This is a genomic window from Thalassobaculum litoreum DSM 18839 (assembly GCF_900102465.1).
GTDB classification, from domain to species: domain Bacteria; phylum Pseudomonadota; class Alphaproteobacteria; order Thalassobaculales; family Thalassobaculaceae; genus Thalassobaculum; species Thalassobaculum litoreum.
Genome location: NZ_FNBW01000001.1, coordinates 109,053 through 126,103 on the forward strand (window position 1 = coordinate 109,053; position 17,051 = coordinate 126,103).

The 17,051-nt window shown below is 67.4% G+C and carries 15 protein-coding genes; 7 read left to right on the top strand and 8 right to left on the bottom strand.

Going from position 1 to position 17,051, the window contains the following annotated elements; genetic code table 11:
- Nucleotides 1–22: 22 nt before the first annotated feature.
- Nucleotides 23–613 (bottom strand): LOG family protein, encoded by a 591-nt coding sequence (locus BLS34_RS00440; RefSeq protein WP_093147372.1) that lies wholly within the window; start codon nucleotides 611–613, stop codon nucleotides 23–25.
- Nucleotides 614–720: 107 nt separating this feature from the next.
- Here BLS34_RS00440 and BLS34_RS00445 point away from each other — a divergent pair, with 107 nt between their 5' ends.
- The 4 genes from BLS34_RS00445 to BLS34_RS00460 are packed head-to-tail and all read left to right on the top strand — an operon-like array spanning nucleotide 721 to nucleotide 4,309.
- A complete protein-coding gene (locus tag BLS34_RS00445; protein ID WP_139189040.1) occupies nucleotides 721–2,157 on the top strand; it encodes a LysM peptidoglycan-binding domain-containing protein in 1,437 nt (478 codons plus the stop codon).
- Nucleotides 2,158–2,173: 16 nt separating this feature from the next.
- Entirely contained in the window at nucleotides 2,174–2,860 is a 687-nt protein-coding gene (locus tag BLS34_RS00450) for a phosphatidylserine decarboxylase (RefSeq protein WP_093147376.1), read from the top strand.
- Nucleotides 2,857–3,702 carry a CDP-alcohol phosphatidyltransferase family protein gene (locus BLS34_RS00455; protein WP_093147378.1) on the top strand — a complete coding sequence of 282 codons (846 nt, stop codon included), beginning with the start codon at nucleotides 2,857–2,859 and terminating at the stop codon, nucleotides 3,700–3,702. Before BLS34_RS00450 ends, BLS34_RS00455 begins: the two co-directional genes overlap by 4 nt.
- Before the next feature lies 1 nt (nucleotide 3,703).
- Nucleotides 3,704–4,309 carry a CDP-alcohol phosphatidyltransferase family protein gene (locus BLS34_RS00460; RefSeq protein ID WP_093147380.1) on the top strand — a complete coding sequence of 202 codons (606 nt, stop codon included), beginning with the start codon at nucleotides 3,704–3,706 and terminating at the stop codon, nucleotides 4,307–4,309.
- 70 nt (nucleotides 4,310–4,379) lie between these two features.
- Here BLS34_RS00460 and BLS34_RS00465 read toward each other — a convergent pair whose 3' ends face one another.
- From BLS34_RS00465 to BLS34_RS00495, 7 genes are all read right to left on the bottom strand, one after another.
- A complete protein-coding gene (locus BLS34_RS00465; RefSeq protein ID WP_093147382.1) occupies nucleotides 4,380–7,595 on the bottom strand; it encodes an efflux RND transporter permease subunit in 3,216 nt (1,071 codons plus the stop codon).
- Nucleotides 7,592–8,686: an efflux RND transporter periplasmic adaptor subunit gene (locus BLS34_RS00470; protein ID WP_093147385.1), complete on the bottom strand. Its 1,095-nt coding sequence runs from the start codon at nucleotides 8,684–8,686 to the stop codon at nucleotides 7,592–7,594. The genes BLS34_RS00465 and BLS34_RS00470 overlap by 4 nt, the downstream gene beginning before the upstream one ends.
- A gap of 9 nt (nucleotides 8,687–8,695) precedes the next feature.
- Entirely contained in the window at nucleotides 8,696–9,265 is a 570-nt protein-coding gene (locus BLS34_RS00475; RefSeq protein ID WP_028793030.1) for a PadR family transcriptional regulator, read from the bottom strand.
- 225 nt (nucleotides 9,266–9,490) lie between these two features.
- Nucleotides 9,491–9,697, bottom strand: a complete 207-nt coding sequence (locus BLS34_RS00480) for a cold-shock protein (protein WP_028793031.1) — start codon at nucleotides 9,695–9,697, stop codon at nucleotides 9,491–9,493.
- Between the two features lie 430 nt (nucleotides 9,698–10,127).
- Nucleotides 10,128–10,811, bottom strand: a complete 684-nt coding sequence (locus BLS34_RS00485) for an SDR family NAD(P)-dependent oxidoreductase (protein WP_211228851.1) — start codon at nucleotides 10,809–10,811, stop codon at nucleotides 10,128–10,130.
- 30 nt (nucleotides 10,812–10,841) lie between these two features.
- On the bottom strand, nucleotides 10,842–12,497 hold the full coding sequence (locus BLS34_RS00490) for a thiamine pyrophosphate-dependent enzyme (RefSeq protein ID WP_093147388.1): 1,656 nt from the start codon (nucleotides 12,495–12,497) through the stop codon (nucleotides 10,842–10,844).
- A 45-nt stretch (nucleotides 12,498–12,542) separates the two neighbouring features.
- Complete coding sequence (locus tag BLS34_RS00495) at nucleotides 12,543–14,843, bottom strand: xanthine dehydrogenase family protein molybdopterin-binding subunit (protein WP_093147391.1); 2,301 nt, start codon at nucleotides 14,841–14,843, stop codon at nucleotides 12,543–12,545.
- 192 nt (nucleotides 14,844–15,035) lie between these two features.
- On the opposite strand from BLS34_RS00495, the gene BLS34_RS00500 reads away from it, so the two are divergent.
- The 3 genes from BLS34_RS00500 to nhaA all read left to right on the top strand — a co-directional run bounded on the left by BLS34_RS00500 (nucleotide 15,036) and on the right by nhaA (nucleotide 17,028).
- On the top strand, nucleotides 15,036–15,365 hold the full coding sequence (locus BLS34_RS00500; protein ID WP_093147394.1) for a hypothetical protein: 330 nt from the start codon (nucleotides 15,036–15,038) through the stop codon (nucleotides 15,363–15,365).
- An 81-nt stretch (nucleotides 15,366–15,446) separates the two neighbouring features.
- On the top strand, nucleotides 15,447–15,707 hold the full coding sequence (locus BLS34_RS00505; protein ID WP_093147398.1) for a hypothetical protein: 261 nt from the start codon (nucleotides 15,447–15,449) through the stop codon (nucleotides 15,705–15,707).
- A gap of 70 nt (nucleotides 15,708–15,777) precedes the next feature.
- Nucleotides 15,778–17,028 (top strand): Na+/H+ antiporter NhaA, encoded by a 1,251-nt coding sequence (gene nhaA / locus BLS34_RS00510; RefSeq protein ID WP_028793036.1) that lies wholly within the window; start codon nucleotides 15,778–15,780, stop codon nucleotides 17,026–17,028.
- The last annotated feature ends 23 nt before the right edge of the window (nucleotides 17,029–17,051 follow it).

The window sequence follows — 17,051 nt, forward strand, 5'->3', positions numbered from 1 at the left end:
TTGCCGCGGTTCAAGGCCACCTTTACAGCCACTTGGCCTTCAGGTCGCCCTCCGGTGCGTGCCAGTTCCCGATGACGTCGAAGACGCCCGCGGGACTGTCGACGACTTTATAGAGCCCGCGGTTCTCCTCGCGGGTGAACCCGGCGCCGATCGTGTGCTCGATCAGGGCGAGCAGCGGCTGCCAGAACCCGTTGACGTCGACGATGATCACCGGCTTGTCGGAAAGCTTGAGCTGGGACCAGGTCAGGACCTCCATGGTCTCGTCCAGGGTGCCGAGCCCGCCCGGCAGAATCACGAAGGCGTCGGCGCGTTCGTACATGATGCGCTTGCGCTCGTGCATGCTGTCGGTGACGACCAACTCGTTGAGACCGGCATGGCCGACCTCCAGGTGCTGCAGGAAGCTCGGGATCACGCCGACGACCTTGCCGCCCGCCGCCAGGGTGGCGTCCGCGGCAAGACCCATCAGGCCGACCCGCCCGCCGCCGTAGATCAGCGTGTCGCCGCGGGCGCCGATGAGGTCGCCGATTTCGGTGGCGGCGGCCTTGTAAACCTCGTCAACCCTGGAAGATGATCCGCAGAAGACGCAAATGGATTGGGGATATGACTTGCTCATGGGGCCGTCTTTCGCACCGCCGGCCGGGAAGGTCAATCTCCTGTACCGCGATTGTACGACGCGTCTGGTAGGTTTAATGTGAGCGAAACGAAAAGGGCTGCAGCCTAATGGTTTCCAAGCCGGCAATAGTGGGCGTTCTGGGCGGTGTCGCGATCCTGACGGCGTTGGGTCTGAACTTTTGGCTGGTTCCCGGCGACGAGGAGGAGCCCGCGACGAACGTCAGCGCGCCGGCACCCCCCTCCGCGGGCAACCAGCAGCGCAGTTCGACCGCGCCGTCGACCGGTTCCGCCGACTACGGGTCGGTTCTGCCCAAGCGCGATGCGACGAAGCAGCCGCCGGCCAGCGCCGACCGCTCCGATGAGACCGCGGCCGCCATGGCCAAGCGCAAGCCGAGCTTCGACATCGTACGGGTGGACCCCGACGGCAACACGGTCATCGCCGGCCGGGCCAAGCCGAATGCCGAGGTCACCATCCTCGACGGCGACCGCGAGATCGGCAAGGTCACCAGCGACGAGCGGGGAGAGTGGGTCTTCCTGCCCGACCACCAGCTCGGCCCGGGACAGTTCGCCCTGACGCTGCGCCAGTCCGGCGAGCCCCAGGATTCCGAGTCCGAGGAGGCCGTGGTGCTGGTGGTGCCGGAGAGCGGCAAGGATATCGCCGGACGGCCGTCGACCGAGCCGAGCCAGCCGCTGGCGATGGTCATGCCGCGCGACGAGGCGAAGGGCGGCGCCGCCCGGGTGCTGCAGGCGCCGACGGCGGGCCCGGTGACGCCGGAGACGACGCCGCCGGCCGCGGGAGACACCAAGTCGCCCGGGTCCGGCACCGCCGATGCGACGCCGGATCAGACCAAGCCGACCGAAACCCGTACGGCGGCGACCGAGACGAGCCAGACCAACACGGCGGCGACCCAGAAAACGGCGCCGGAGACTGCGGCGGCGCAGACCGCACCGACCGCGGCCGAGACCGCGACTCCGCCGGCGGCGACCGCACAGAGCGGCGGCACGCAGGCGCCGTCGGCGACGGTGAAGGCCTTCCCGGAACCGGCCAAGGCACCGTCTTCGGCCGACCAGCCGGAGGCCGCCGAGGTGGCCCAGGCCGGAGACGTGTCGGTCGATGTGATCGAGTACGACGACAAGGGCGAGGTGGTGTTCGGCGGACGGACCGAGCCGAATGCCGATGTGGAAGTCTATATCGACAACAAGTCCGCCGGCAGTGCCAAGGCCGACGACGATGGGCGCTGGCAGCTCACGCCGAAGGAGCCGGTGGCGCCGGGCAACTACAACCTGCGGGTCGACAAGGTCGAGCCCGGCGGCAAGGTGCAGGCGCGGGTGGCGTTCCCCTTCGTTCGGGCCGCCCCGCTGAAAGGTTTGCCCAACGACAGGCTTGTGGTTATCCAGCCGGGTAACAATCTCTGGGTCATTGCGACCCGTGTGTACGGCGAGGGCCTGCGCTATGTGCAGATCCATGACGCCAATCGCGATCAGATCCAGGATCCGGATCTGATCTTTCCCGGGCAGGTCTTTGGCCTGCCGACGGTGAACTGATCGACGGAAAACAGCCGTGCTGAACTCAATCCTCGTACCGATCGCCCGGGAAGGGCGACCGTTCATCGCGATTTTCGCCGTGGCGACGATCATCCTGGCGCTGATCGCCGACTGGCTTCTGGTCCCCGGCCTGATCCTGACGGCGTGGTGCGTGTACTTCTTCCGCGACCCGAACCGGGTGACGCCGGTGCGCGACGGGCTGGTGATCAGCCCGGCCGACGGGGTCGTCGTCTCGGTCGGCCCCGCCCCCTGGCCGAAGGAACTGGCCATGGGCGAGGGCGAGGTGCAGCGGGTCTGCATCTTCATGAATGTCTTCGACGTTCACGTGAACCGCATCCCGGTCGATGGCCGGATCACCAAGCTCGCCTATGTCCCCGGTGCCTTCGTGAATGCCTCGCTGGACAAGGCGAGCGAGCAGAACGAGCGCCAGCTCGTGGCGATGGAGACCCGGGACGGCCGGCCCACCGCCTTCGTGCAGATCGCCGGGCTCGTCGCCCGCCGCATCGTCTGCAAGATCAGCGAGGGCCAGACCCTGCTGGCGGGCGAGCGCATGGGCATGATCCGCTTCGGCAGCCGGGTCGACGTGTACCTGCCGCCGGACGTGTCGCCGCTGGTGGCGCTCGGCCAGCGATGTGTCGCCGGCGAGACGGTGATCGCCGACCTGGACAGCGGCGAGAAGGCGCGGGAAGGGGCGGTGCGATGACCCGACTGCGCCGGCGCAGAGGTCAACGCTTCAGCGGCCTGTCCTTCAACAAGCTGCTGCCGAACATCATCACCGTGATGGCCCTGTGCTTCGGCCTGTCGGGCCTGCGCTTCGCCTTGGCCGAGCGGTGGGAGTTCGCGGTCGGCATGATTCTGCTGGCGGCGGTGTTCGATGCGCTGGACGGCCGCATGGCCCGTCTGCTCCGCGCCCAGTCCAAGTTCGGCGCCGAGCTGGATTCCCTGTCGGATTTCCTCTGCTTCGGCGTGGTGCCGGGCCTCGTGGTGTTCCTGTGGTCGATGGTCGAGCTGCAGAATTTCGGCTGGATGGCGGTGCTGTTCTACGCGACCTGCTGCGTGCTGCGCCTTGCCCGGTTCAATGTGCGCCTGGACGACGACAAGCCGGCCTTCGCCTATAACTATTTCACCGGCGTTCCGGCGCCGGCCGGGGCGGGCCTCGCCCTGCTGCCGATGATCCTGGACTTTCAGTTCGAGCTCGGCCTGAAGGGCGCACCGGTCTTCGTGGCGATCTGGATCACCGCCATCGGTCTGCTGATGGTCAGCCAGATCCCGACCTATTCCTTCAAGCAGATGAAGGTGCCGCAGCGCTGGGTGCTGCCGACCCTCATCGGCGCCGGTCTGGTGATCGCCGCGGTGATCAGCGCGCCGTGGTTCTCGCTGGGCATCGTGCTCATCGTCTATCTCGCGACCATCCCCCTGTCGGTGAACACCTACCGCAAGCTGCTGCGGGCGGCCGAGGAGATGTCCGAGCAGCCGCACCAGAATCCGGGCGACGCCGAGGTTTCGGCGGGAACGGAAACGGAGCGCTCCAAGGCGGCGGAGTGACGTGTTCGACGCGGCGCTGCGCCGGGTCATCGATCCACCGCTGAACGCGGCCGGCCGGCGGCTCGCCGGGGCGGGGGTCTCCGCCAATGCGGTGACCGTCGCCGGCTTCGCGATCGGCCTCGCCGCCGTTCCGGCGCTGGCCTTCCAGCGCTACGACATCGCCCTGGCGCTGATCCTCGCCAACCGCCTCGCCGACGGCCTGGACGGGGCGGTGGCCCGGGCGACCGGACCGAGCGATCTCGGCGGCTACCTGGATATCGTGCTGGATTTCATCTTCTACAGCGCCGTGGTCTTCGGCGTCGCTCTGGGACGGCCGGAGGAGGCGGTGTTCGCCGCCTTCCTCATCTTCAGCTTCATCGGCACCGGCGCGTCCTTCCTCGCCTACGCGATCATCGCCGCCAAGCGCGGGTCGACCACCGAGGCGCGGGGGCGCAAGTCGATCTTCTATCTCGGCGGCCTGACGGAAGGGGCGGAGACCATCGCGTGTTTCGTGGCGATCTGCCTGTTCCCCGCGTGGTTCCCCTGGATCGCCGGCATATTCGGCGCGATGTGCTGGCTCACCACCGCCAGCCGTATCGGTCAGGCCGTCCAATCCTTCGATAGCTAATGTTCGTCATCCCGGACGCGACCGGATCAGGTCCGGCCGCGTCCGGGATGACGGGGATGAGGGATGACGGCTACTCGGCCGCCTGGGGTTCCGGGCCGCCGCTGCCGCCACCGGCATCTTCCGACTTGGAGCCGCGCCCGCGGTTGAACAGGCCGCCGACCCGGTCCTTGAAACCACGCCAGCCGGCCGCGGCGGTGTCGCGGAACATCAGCGCGCAAGGGGTGACAACGAGGGTCAGCACCGTGGCGAAGGCGAGGCCGTAGACGATCGCGGTGGCCAGCGCCACCCACCACTGGGTGGACGGCGCGCCGACCGTCACATCGCGGGAGATGAAGTCGATGTTCACCTGCATCACCATCGGGATCAGGCCCAGGATCGTGGTGATCGTGGTCAGCATGACCGGCCGCAGGCGCTGGGCGCCGGTACGCAGGATCGCGTCGCGGGTGTCCACGCAGTTCGGGCGGATCGTGTCGAAGGTGTCGATCAGCACGATGTTGTTGTTCACCACGATGCCGGCCAGGGCGATGACGCCGATGCCGGTCATGACGATGCCGAACGGCGAGCCGGTGATCATCAGCCCGATGATCACGCCGATGGTCGACATGATCACCGCCGACAGGATCAGGAAGGCCGAATAGAAGCTGTTGAACTGGGTCACCAGGATGATCGCCATGATGAACAGGGCGACGCCGAACGCCTTCACCAGGAAGGCCTGGGCGGCCTGCTGCTCCTCGTCCTCGCCCTTGAAGGTCGCCTCCACGTTGGCCGGCAGCGGAGCGCCGTCGAGCCACTCGCGCAGTTCCATGACCTTGTTGTTGGGCAGGATGCCGTCGCGCACATCGGCCCTCACCGTGATCGCCTCGCGGGTGTCGACGCGGCGGATCTTGCCGACCTTCGGCTCGGCCGTGCGCTCCATGAAGTTGGTGATGGGCACCAGCCCCTTGGCGGTCTCGATGCGGATCCGGTCGATCTGCTGCAGCGTGCGGTAGGCCTCCGGATAGCGCACGACGATGTCGATCTCCTCGTCGCTGTCGTTCGGCCGGTAGTCGGTGATCTTCAGGCCCTTTGTGACGAGCTGCACGTACTGCCCGGCGAGGGAGACGTCGGCGGCATAGCGCGCCGCCTTGGTCCGGTCGACCGTGATCTCCCATTCGATGCCGGGGACGTCGCGGGTGTCCTCCAGGTCCTTCAGCCCGTCCATGGAGCGGAACTTGGCCAGGGTAGTGTCGGCCGCCTCGTTCAGCGCCTCGCGGTCGCGGGAGCGGAGCTGGAGCTGGACCGGCTTGCCGGTCGGTGGGCCGCTTTCCTCCTCGCGCGGCTCGACGATGATTCCGGCCATGTCCTTGGTGCGTTCGGAGATCTCGGCCAGAATCTGGCTTGCCGGCGGACGCTGCTGCCAGTCGGCGAACTCCATCTGGATGCTGCCGATCACGTCGTCGGCCACTTCCTCGCCGCCGCCCTGCTTGGCCGAGCCGACATAGGTATAGAGCGACTTGAAGCCGCCGACATCCATCACCACCCGCTCGACCGGCAGAACCAGGTCGAGCTTCTCTTCCACCGACAGGTTGCCCCGGGCGTGGACATAGACCTGGGCGAGGTCCGGCTCGACCTCGGGGAAGAACTCGATGCCGTTGCCGTGGGTCGCGTAATAGTACTGGACGCCGATCAGGGTGGCGATCGACAGCAGGAGCACGGCGCCGGGCATCCGCAGGGCGCCGTTCAGCACCCGCAGATACAGGCCGGTGAAGCCCTTGATGTCGTTCAGGTCGCCGGTCTCGGCGGCGGCGAGCTGGCGGCGGTCGGACTCGTTCGATGCGCTGGCCTTGCCGATCTGCGCACCCAGCGCCGGCACGAAGATCAGCGCCATCAGCAGCGAGGCGGACAGGGTCGCCAGCAGGGTGATCGGCAGGAACTTCATGAACTCGCCGACCACGCCGGGCCAGAACAGCAGCGGGAAGAACGCCGCCAGGGTCGTCGCGGTGGAGGCGATGATCGGCCAGGCCATGCGCTGGCCGGCCTGGCGGTAGGCGTCCCGCTTGCCGACGCCCTCGGCCATCTTGCGGTCGGCGAACTCGGTCACGACGATGGCGCCGTCGACCATCATGCCGACGGCCAGGATCAGGCTGAACAGCACGACGATGTTGATTGTCAGGCCGAGCGACGACAGCACCAGGATGCCCAGCAGGAACGAGCCCGGGATCGCCATGCCGACCAGACCGGCGGTGCGGATGCCCATGGCGCCGACGATGACGATCATCACCAGCAGAATGGCGCTCATCACGTTGTTCTGCAGGTCGCTCAGCATCAGGCGGATGTTGTCCGACTTGTCCTGACTGAAGGTGACCGTGATGCCGTCGGGCAGCTGGGACTTGGCCTCGTTGACCACGGCGCGGACGTATTCGATCGTCTCGATCACGTTCTCGCCGGACCGCTTGGAGACCTCCAGGGCGATGGCCGGCTGGCCGTTGAGCCGGGCGTAGGTCTCGCGGTCCTTGAAGCTGCGCTGGACCGTGCCGATGTCGCGGATCCGCACCACGGCGTCGCCGTTGCTCTTCAGCGGCTGGTCCAGGATGTCGAGCACGTCCTCGTACAGGCCGGGGACCTTGATCGGAAACCGCCCGGTGCCGGTATCCAGCGAGCCGGCGGCGATCAGGTTGTTGGAGCGCGCCACCATGTCCAGCACGTCCGCCGCCTGCAGGCCGTAGGTCTCCAGGCGGACCGGATCGATCACAACCTCGACCAGTTCCTCGCGCTCGCCGGCCAGGTTGGCCTCCAGCACCGAGGGGATGCTCTCGACCGCGTCGCGCAGCTCCTGCGCCGTGCGCAGCAGGACCCGTTCCTCCACATTGCCCGACAGGGTGACCACGAGCACGGGGAACAGGGAGAAGTTGACCTCGTTCACCGTCGGCTCGTCGGCATCCTCCGGCAGGTCCGGCTTGGCGATGTCGACCTTCTCGCGCACGTCGTCCAGCGCCTGGTCGGCGTCGAAGCCGGCGTCGAATTCCAGGGTGACGTTGGCGCCGCCCTCGTAGGCGGTGGAGCGCATCTCCTTGATGCCCTCGATGGCGCGCAGTTCCTGCTCCATCGGGCGCAGCAGCAGACGCTCGGCATCCTCCGGCGAGATGCCCTCGTAGGTCATGGAGACGTAGATGATCGGGATGTTGATGTCCGGATCCGCTTCCTTCGGGATCTCGATATAGGACACCGTGCCGGCGATCAGGATCAGCAGCAGCGCCGACAGGGTCGTGCGGCTGCGCGACAGCGCGGCGGAGATCAGGGCCTTCACGAGCTGGCCCCGTCGCCGGCCGTCACCGGCTCGATCACCTCACCGTCCTCGACCAGATCCTGACCGACGACGATGACCCGGACCGTCTCCGGCAGGCCGCTGACCCAGGTGCCCTGGTCGTCGATGCCGATGATCGTGACCGGGGTGAAGCGGGCCCGGTTTTCGCTGTCCACGGTCATCACCCCGACCCGGCCGAGCTCGTCCAGGCGGAAGATCGATGGGGTGACCCGGTGGCCGTTCGTGGCGGGCAGATCGATCTGGATCTCGGCGGACAGGCCCTGGCCGAACTGGTTCGCCTCGTTGTCGACCTCGATCTCCAGCCGGAAGGTACGGGTCGACTCGTCGGCGACGGCGGAGACGTAGCTGACCACGCCGATCCGCTCGTCACCGGTCGACAGCCGCGCATGGGCGGGCATCCCGACCTCGATCTGCGGGGCCTGGCGCTCGGCGATCTGTGCGGTGATCAGCAGCGGGTCCAGCTCGACGACGGTGGCGACCTCGTCGCCGATGGCCACGTAGTCGCCGACCTCGACCATGCGGTCGTCCAGAATGCCGTCCACCGGCGCCTGGATGCGGGTGCGCTCCAGATCGACCTCGATGGTCCGGCGTTCGGACTTCGCCGCCTCGAGCTCGGCCTTGGCGCCGGCGAGGGTGGTTTCGGCCTGGAAGCCCTTGGCCGCGAGCTTGGAGGCGGCGTTGTGCTCCATCTGGCGCTGGGCGATGCGCGCCTTCGCCTCTTCCAGCCGGGCGGGCCGATCGGCCTCGTCGATGCGGACGATCTCCGCGCCGGCGTCGACCGTCGCACCCTTGGGCGTGGGGGTGGCGATCACGCGGCCGGCGGTCTCGGCCTTCAGGGTCACGATCCGCACCGCCTCGGTATGGCCGGAGGTGACGACGGAGGCGACGAACGGAGACGCCGCGATGTCGCGGACCCGTACGCGGGTGACGGCATCGGCCGGTGGCGCCGTGATCTTCGGGGCCTCCTGCGAGGCGGTTGCCGGTTTGTTGTCGCCCATCTGGCCGGAGACGATCCAGGCGACGGCACCGACGGCCAGGATTCCGGCCAGAACGATGGATCCTTTGATGCGCATGCCGGGGTCCTACTCAGCTGCCTCGGGGCGCCGCGCGCGATAGGCGCGCAGTTCCTCGATCAGGGTTTCTCTGTTGCTCTCGAGATAGTCGGCGGCGGCCCGGTACAGGGCCACGCCGAAGCCGGCAACGGTTTCCCGTCCGGGATCGCCGCAACAGTCGCTGTCGGTCCGCGCGGCGATCTGCTCGGCGATGTGTTCCTGCTTGGCACGGTACGTCGCGACCCGTTCGTCGATCAGCTCGATCACGCGGGCTTCGGACAGCCGGGTGGCGAAGAACAGCAGGAACAGGAAGTCGGAGCGGAAGATGTCGTCCTCCGGCGTCACCGTCAGGGCGGCATCGACCACCGCATCGCCGGCCGGCGTGATCGAGTAGACCTTCTTGTCCGGGCGGCCGTCCTGTTCCTGCGCGCGCGCCTCCACGAGGCCCTCGGACAGCAGCCGGGAGAGGGCTGGATAGATCGACCCGAAACTCGCGCTCTGGAAATGCGCGAACGGGCCTTCCTCGAACATCTTCTTGATCTCGTAGCCGGTCGCTTCGCCCTTGGTCAGGACGGCGAGGCAGAGGGTGCGGACATCCATGGGCGCGAATACCTGCTGTTATCGGCCGGATACATATCGTCTCGATATATGCCGTCTCGATATATTAAAATCAACAGGTACGAGCAGAAAGTGTACGCCGCGCTTCCCGGTCGGGGTGCGACCGGGCAGGGACGATGTCCGGCGGCGAGCGGCGGTGTGCGGACACAGAAACGGCGGCGCAGAGGCTGCGCCGCCGTCCGAATTCTTGTCGCGCGAGTATGCGTCTCAGAGCGGGCTGAGGTCTTCTGCCGCCATCTTACCGTTGCGCTGTGGCTTCAGCTCAAAGGCGATCGCCTGACCTTCATCAAGGCCCTGCAGACCGGAGCGTTGAACGGCAGTGATGTGTACGAACACGTCCGCGCCGCCGTCGTCCGGCTTGATGAACCCGTAACCTTTAGTGGTGTTGAACCACTTCACCGTGCCAGTGGCCATTCGATATGCACTCCACGTGATGCGTCCACCAATCTTGAAAGTACACCCTCTCAGGACGTTCGAGGGGCCCTCAAAGGCAACCGCACGCACGTGGGACGACGTCTCGCCCCGTCTCCTCAGACGATGCCAGTCCCACCGGGACTTTGCCGATTCGTAAAGGTTAACGGAGAAATTGTCGATCAACAATATTTGAAACTGCTGTGACAGGCGGAGGCGAGGAGGCCCGCACTGTCCGTTTCGTTTCCGCTTCGTTAGCGATATCCGAGGGTTGCAAGGGGTCTCTCATGTCGACCACTGCGATATTTTCCGCCTCCGGAACTCGCGTTCGGGGCCGACTTGGGGTCGGAGCGGAGCGGTCGGTTCGTTAAGACTTGCGCCGACCTTCCCCTTCCGCGCGACCCACCCCAGTGTTGGAGCCGGGGCTTGGCGTCTAGAACTTCTCGACCCAGGGCCGCAGCTCGACTTCCCAGGCCCAGGCGCTGCGGTGCTGGTTCACGAACTGCCAGTACGTCTCGGCGATGGCGTCCGGGCTCAGCGTGCTGTCGTCCTCCTTCGCGCCGTAGGAGGAGGCGATGCCGCCATCGATGACGAAATGCCCGACATGGATGCCCTGCGGGTGCAACTCGCGAGCGAGGGCCTGGGCGAGGCCGCGCAGGGCGAACTTGCCCATGGCGAAGCTGGAGGAGTTGGGGAAACCCTTCACCCCGGCGGAGGCGCCGGTGAACAGCAGCGTGCCCCGGTTGTTCGGCAGCATGCGCTTCACCGCCTCCTGGGCCATGAGGAAGGCGCCGTAGCCCGTGATCAGCATCGCATCGCGCACCTTGTCCGCATCGAGCTCGTGCACCGGGCCGCGCACCCGGGCGGACGGGTTGTAGACCGCGACCTCCGGTTCCCCGAGATCGCGGTCGACCGACGCGAATAGGCCGGCCATTTCCTGCGGCGAGGCGGCGTCGCAGGCATAGGCTTTCGCTCCGGTCTCCTTGGCGAGATCGGCCAACTTGTCGGCGTTGCGGGCGGCGAGCGCGACCTTGTAGCCGTTGGTCGCGAACGTGCGGGCGAGCGAGGCGCTGAGGCCAGCGCCCGCCCCGATGATGAGAGCGGTCTTGTCGGACATCGACATCCTCCGGATCGGGCAGCGTCAGCCCTACTTAGCGCCGCGCGTGGCGGTCGGTCTAATCACATCCCAGGGTTCCGGCATCTCGCCGACCGGCACCTCGATGATGGTCGGACGGCGGGCGGCGAAGGCCTCGCGGACCTGTACCTCCAGCGCTTCCGGCGTCTCCGCCCGGCGGCCGTCGGCACCGTAGGCCTCGGCCAGTTTGACGAAGTCCGGATTGGTGAAGGTCGAGGCGATGACCCGGTTGTCATGCAGGTTCTTCTGCATCCGCAGCACGTTGCCGTAGGCGCCGTCGGCGAACACCACCGCGACCAGCGGCAGGCCGTGATGGACGGCCGTGGCGATCTCGTTGGAGGTGAACATGAAACCGCCATCGCCGTTCACCGACAGCACCGGCTTGTCCGGATGGGCCGCCTGGACGCCCAGCGCGGTGGCATAGCCGTAGCCCAGCGTCCCCTGGTAGCCGGGGGTGACCATCATGCGCGGCCCGTAGACCGGGAAGCCGACGCGGCTGACATAGCCGACCTGGGTGAACTCGTCGACGAAGTAGCCGTCCTCCGGCAGGGCCCGGCGCAGGGCCTCCAGGAAGGCCATCTGCGGGCCGCAGATGTCGTGGAACCGCTGCCAGTAGCGCGCCTTCAGCGCGGCGAACTCGTCGGCGCGCGAGCTGCGGGCCGAATTGTGCTTCGGCAGGGCGTCGAGGATCGCCCGCGTGGCGGTGTCCGCGTCGGCCAGGATGCCGATCTCCGGCTTGGCGATGCGCACCAGTTCCGTCGGGTCGAGGTCGATATGGATCACCTTCAACTCGTCGTCGGTGCCCCACATCATCCGCTCCGGCTGCATGCGGCAGCCGATGCCGATGACCACATCGCAGGTCGACCAGTATTCCGCGCCCGCCGGATGGGGCAGGGCATAGGGCGAGCGCTCGTCGATCACGCCGCGGCCGTTCTGGTAGGACACCACCGGCGCCTCCAGGGCGGCGGACAGCGCGCGCACCGCCTCGACCGCGTCATAGGCGCCGCCGCCGACCAGGATCATCGGGTTCTTGGCCTTGCCCAGCAGCTTGGCGGCCGCCTCGATCAGCTCGGGATCGGCCTCCGGATGGCGGATCTCGTATGGGGCGACGGGAGCCACCATGGCGCGCTGCTCCAGCACGTCCATCGGCACTTCCAAGGCGGCGGGGCGCGGGCGGCCTGTGTGCATGGCGCGGAAGGCGTCGGCGACCACGCCCGGCACTTCGCTCGGGTGATCGGCGCGGGCGGCGAACTTGGTCAGCCGTTCCAGAATGCCGAGCTGGTCGGGGATCTCGTGCAGCATGCCGTAGCCGCGGCCCATGGCGCCCGACAGGATCTGGCCGGTCAGCGCCAGCACCTTGGCGCTGCATCCGTAGGCGGTCGAGAGCGCCGCGCCGGTGTTCAGGATGCCCGGGCCCGGCACCACGGCATAGGCGCCGACCTTGCCGGTCGACTGGGCCCAGCCGAAGGCCATGTAGGCCGTGCCCTGCTCGTGGCGGGCGTTCAGCACGCGGATCTCGTTGGCATGGTCGTGGAAGGCGTTGAACAGGTGGTCGAGCTGGATGCCGGGCAGGCCGAACACGGTGTCGATGCCGTGGGCGGTCAGCGCGTTCACCATCGCCTCCCCACCGGAGATCGGGCTGCTGGTCTTGGAGGGAGAGGCGGTCATGGTCGTTTCCTCGTTTTTTTGTCGTCTTTTTGGCGATGATGTCGGTCAGGCGCGGGCGTCGTGGATGGCGCGCCAGACCTTTTCCGGGGTCAGCGGGAGGTCGACATGCTGCACGCCGAGCGGGCGCAGGGCGTCGATCACCGCGTTGACGATCACGCCCGGTGCGCCGATGGAGGAGACTTCGCCCACGCCCTTGGCGCCGATCAGGCTGTTCGGGCTGGCGGTCGGCGCCCAGTGCAGGTCGAACATCGGCATGTCGTCGGCCCGGGGCAGGGCGTAGTCCATCAGCGACCCGGACAGCACCTGGCCCGAGTCCGGGTCGTGCACCATGACCTCCATCAGCGCCTCGCCGATGGCCTGGCCGATGCCGCCATGGAGCTGGCCGCGGGCGGTCTGTTCGTTGATCACCCGGCCGAGATCGTCGACGCCGCTGAACCGCTCGATCCGGACATGGCCGGTCTCGGGATCGACCTCCACCTCCACGGCATAGGAGCCGTTGGGGAAGGTCGTGTGCAGCCCCTCGAAATCGAGCTGGGCCATGCAGCCGGTGCCGAGATCGCCGTCATACTGCTCCGGCGGGATGGCCTCCCAGCCGGCGGCGACGTCGGCGAGGGATATCTTGCGGTCGGTGCCGGCGATGCGGAAATCGCCCAGCCCGTATTCGATATCGACCGGGGCCGCCTCCAGCAGGTGGCCGGCGACTTGCTTGGCCTTGTCGAGCATGTGCACGGCCGTGCGGTGGACCGTATTGGCGGCGATCGGCATCAGGTTGGAGCCGCCGGTGCCGCCGCCCTTGGCGAGAAAGTCGCTGTCGCCCTGTTCGACGCGGATGCGCTCCACCGGGATCTCCAGCGCCTCGGCGGCGACCATGGCCAGCGCGGTGCGGTGGCCCTGGCCGGAATCCTGAGTGCCCGTGCGCACCAGCACCGAGCCGTCGGGCAGGGCGCGCACTTCCGAGCGCTCGGCCACCGAGCCGCCGGTGGCGTGCATGTGGGTGCCGATGGCGAAGCCGCGCAGCATGCCCGCCCGCTCGCTGTCCTGCTTGCGCCGGCCGATACCCTCGGCCTCGCTGATCTCATGGATGCGGGCGAAGATGTTGGGAAAGTCGCCGCCGTCGATGGTCTCGCTCATCGCCGTGGTGTAGGGCAGCAGGTCCGGGGTGATCAGGTTGCGCCGGCGCAGGTCCATCCGGTCGATGCCGAGCCGGTCGGCGGCCACGTCGATCAGCCGCTCCAGGGTGCCGCCGCTTTCCGGCTTGCCCGCTCCGCGATAGGCGTCGGTGGTCATGGCGTTGGTGAACACGCCGCGCACCCGGTAGTGCATCCCCGGAATGCGGTAGCAGTGGCCGAAGGTGCGCACAGCACCACCGGTGACGATGCCGGGGTTCACCGCGTTCCAATAGGCGCCGATATCGGCCAGGGCGTCGATCCGGAAACCCAGGAATTTGCCGTCGCCGTCCAGGGCGAGGGCGGCGCGGTCGACCCGGCCGCGGCCCATGGCATCGCACACGAAACTCTCGGTGCGCGACGACTGCCAGGCCACCGACCGGCCGGTGGCCCTGGCGGCGGCCAGCACCAGCACCTGCTCGGGATAAGGCCAGATCTTCACCGCGAAACTGCCGCCCACATCCTCGGTAACGACACGCACCAGCTCGGCCTCGACGCCGAGATACCTGGCCATCGCCCCTTTGAGCGACATCACGCCCTGGGACGGGGTGGTCAGGGTGTAGCGGCCGGTCTCGGGGTCGTAGGCGCCGATGCAGCCGCGGGTCTCGATCGGCTGGATGGCGACGCGCGGGTGGCGCACGGTCAGCTCGATCACATGGGCGGCGGCGGCGAAGGCCGCCTGGGTCTCCTCCCGATTGCCTTTCTCCCAGTCGATGGCGACGTTGCCGGGCACCTCCGGCCAGATCTGGATGGCGCCCTCGAAGGCCGCTTCCGGATCGGTGACGCTCGGCGCCTCGTCGATGTCGAGGCCGATCGCCTCCAGGGCGTCCTCGGCCGCCGACTCGGTCTCTGCCAGGATGGCGGCGATGGGCTGACCCACGTACTTCACCGCGCCCTCGGCCAGGACCGGCCGGCGCGGCTCCGCCATCGGCGTGCCGTCGGCGTTGTTCACCGGCGACAGGGCGGTCATGGGCCCGACGCCGAGTGCGGCCAGATCCTCGGCCGTCAGGATCGCCACGACACCGGGCAGGTTCCGCGCGGACTCGACGTCGAGCTCGGCGATCAGCCCATGGGCGGCGGGGGAACGGAGGACGCGCATTGCCAGGGCATCGGCCGGGCGGACATCCTCCACGTACCGGCCACCGCCGGTCAGCAGTCGGGCGTCTTCAAATCGATACATGGATGGCCTGCGGTGAGTGGTCCGGGAGGTGCGAGGAAGAAATCGCACCGTGCCGGAGCGTCGCATGCGCCGATGTCCCATTGCCAGCGTTTTGCTTTAAGGATCTGTAAACCAGATTGGTCGATATATGATCCGTCTGAACTGCGGCTCTTTGGTCCGATGGCATCAAATCTTCCGAAAAACATCGAACAGTTGCTGAAAGAAGCCACCAAGGGCGTGGACCGGGTCGCCGCGTTCCGCTCTTACGTCAAGTTGCTCGACACCGGCTACAAGACCTCCGAAAAGCTCGGCGGCGAGCTGCGAAAACAGGAACGCACCTATAACAAGTTGAAGGAGGATCACACCTTCTTCGCCCGCCACCGCGCCAAGGTCGATGTGCTGCTGCGCGCGATGCGGGAGACCTATACCAATTCGACCAAGGCCCTGCGGATGTTCGAGGAACTGGCGCAGCATTATCCCGCGCAGTACGTGTTCGATGTCTGCAAGCTCGGGTCCTACAGGCTGGGGCTGGTCCAGGGCTGATCCTTTCTCAGCATCCAGTCGGCCTCGCGCATCGAGGCCGACCAGAACTATGTCAACGTCGTCATCCCGGCGATCGCCCAGGTGCTTCCCAACCATCGGGACTATGTTGAACTTCGCAATTCCGGCATCGAAGAGCGGGTTCAGGCCGAACTCGACAAGTTGAACGAGATGCGCCGGGTAAAGTCGGAAATCGATACCGGCCTGCCCAAGTGGAGCGACGCAATGAAGGCGCTCGCGGAGGAGATGAAGGCCGAGGATCTGGCGCTTCTCAACCAGCAGGAGCGGACGGTTCAGGAAAAATTGGCGGCCGGGACCGTGTTCAAGTTTGCCAACAGCGCCTGAGTACCTAGATATAAGGAAACAGACTCTCAAATAGCATCGCGGGCGCCAATCCGCGGGTATGGAGATCGCCATGACGACGACCCCCAATCTCGCGGCAGGGAAGCATACGCTCGCCGCTCTGTTCCATCACGAGGCGGCCCCGGGTGTGCTGCTGGCCATCGCTGCCGTGATCGCCCTGATAGCCGACAATTCCCTCTTCGCCGGGCTGTACGACCGCCTGCTGCTCGCCTTCGTCTCGGTGACCGTCGAGGATGTCGGGATCGAGAAGCCGTTGCTGCTGTGGATCAACGACGGCCTGATGGCGATCTTCTTCTTCCTGGTCGGCCTGGAGATCAAACGCGAGGTGGTGCTGGGTAAGCTGTCGTCTTTGCGCGCGGCCAGCCTGCCGGCCTTCGGCGCGGTGGGCGGCATGGCCATTCCGGCGCTGATCTACGTCGCTCTGAACGCCGCCACGCCGGAGACCCTGAGCGGCTGGGCGATCCCGGCGGCGACGGACATCGCCTTCGCCCTCGGCGCGCTGGCCCTGGTCGGCTCGCGGGCGCCGGCCGGGCTGAAGATCTTCCTGCTGGCTCTGGCGGTGCTGGACGATCTCGGCGCGATCGTCGTCATTGCCCTGTTCTACACCTCGAACCTGTCCCTGGGCGCCCTGGGCGTGGCGGCGGTCGGCTTTGCCGTGCTGCTGGCGATGAACCTGCTCGGCGTGAAGCGGATCGGCCTCTACATCGTTGTCGGCCTGGTGATCTGGGTGGCGGTGCTGAAGTCCGGTGTGCATGCGACGCTGGCCGGTGTCGTGGTGGCGTTCACCCTGCCGCTGCGGGGCAGGGAGGGAGAGTTCCAAGAGGGGGAATCGCCCCTGGAGGTGCTGGAGCATGTGCTGCACCCATGGGTGGCGTTCATGATCCTGCCGCTCTTCGCCTTCGCCAATGCCGGCGTGCCGCTGGCCGGGATGGCCGTTTCCGACCTGCTGGCCCCGGTGCCGCTGGGCATCGCCGCCGGCCTCGTGGTCGGCAAGCCGGTCGGCATTCTCGGTGCCTGCTGGATCGCGGTTCGGCTCGGCTGGGCCAGCCTGCCGGACGGGGTGACCTGGCTGAAGCTCTACGGCGTGTCCCAGCTCGCCGGGATCGGCTTCACCATGTCCCTGTTCATCGGCACGCTGGCCTTCTCCGATCCGGGGCTCCAGTCGGCGGTGCGTATCGGCGTGCTGGGCGGCACGATCGTGTCCATCGTGCTCGGCATGTCCGCGCTCGCCTGGGCGCTGAGGGAGCGGCCGGCCGCGGCCGACACACGCCCCGCCACGCCCGCCGAGTCGGCGTCCGAATAAGGTCGGAATAGAGCGGGCCGTGC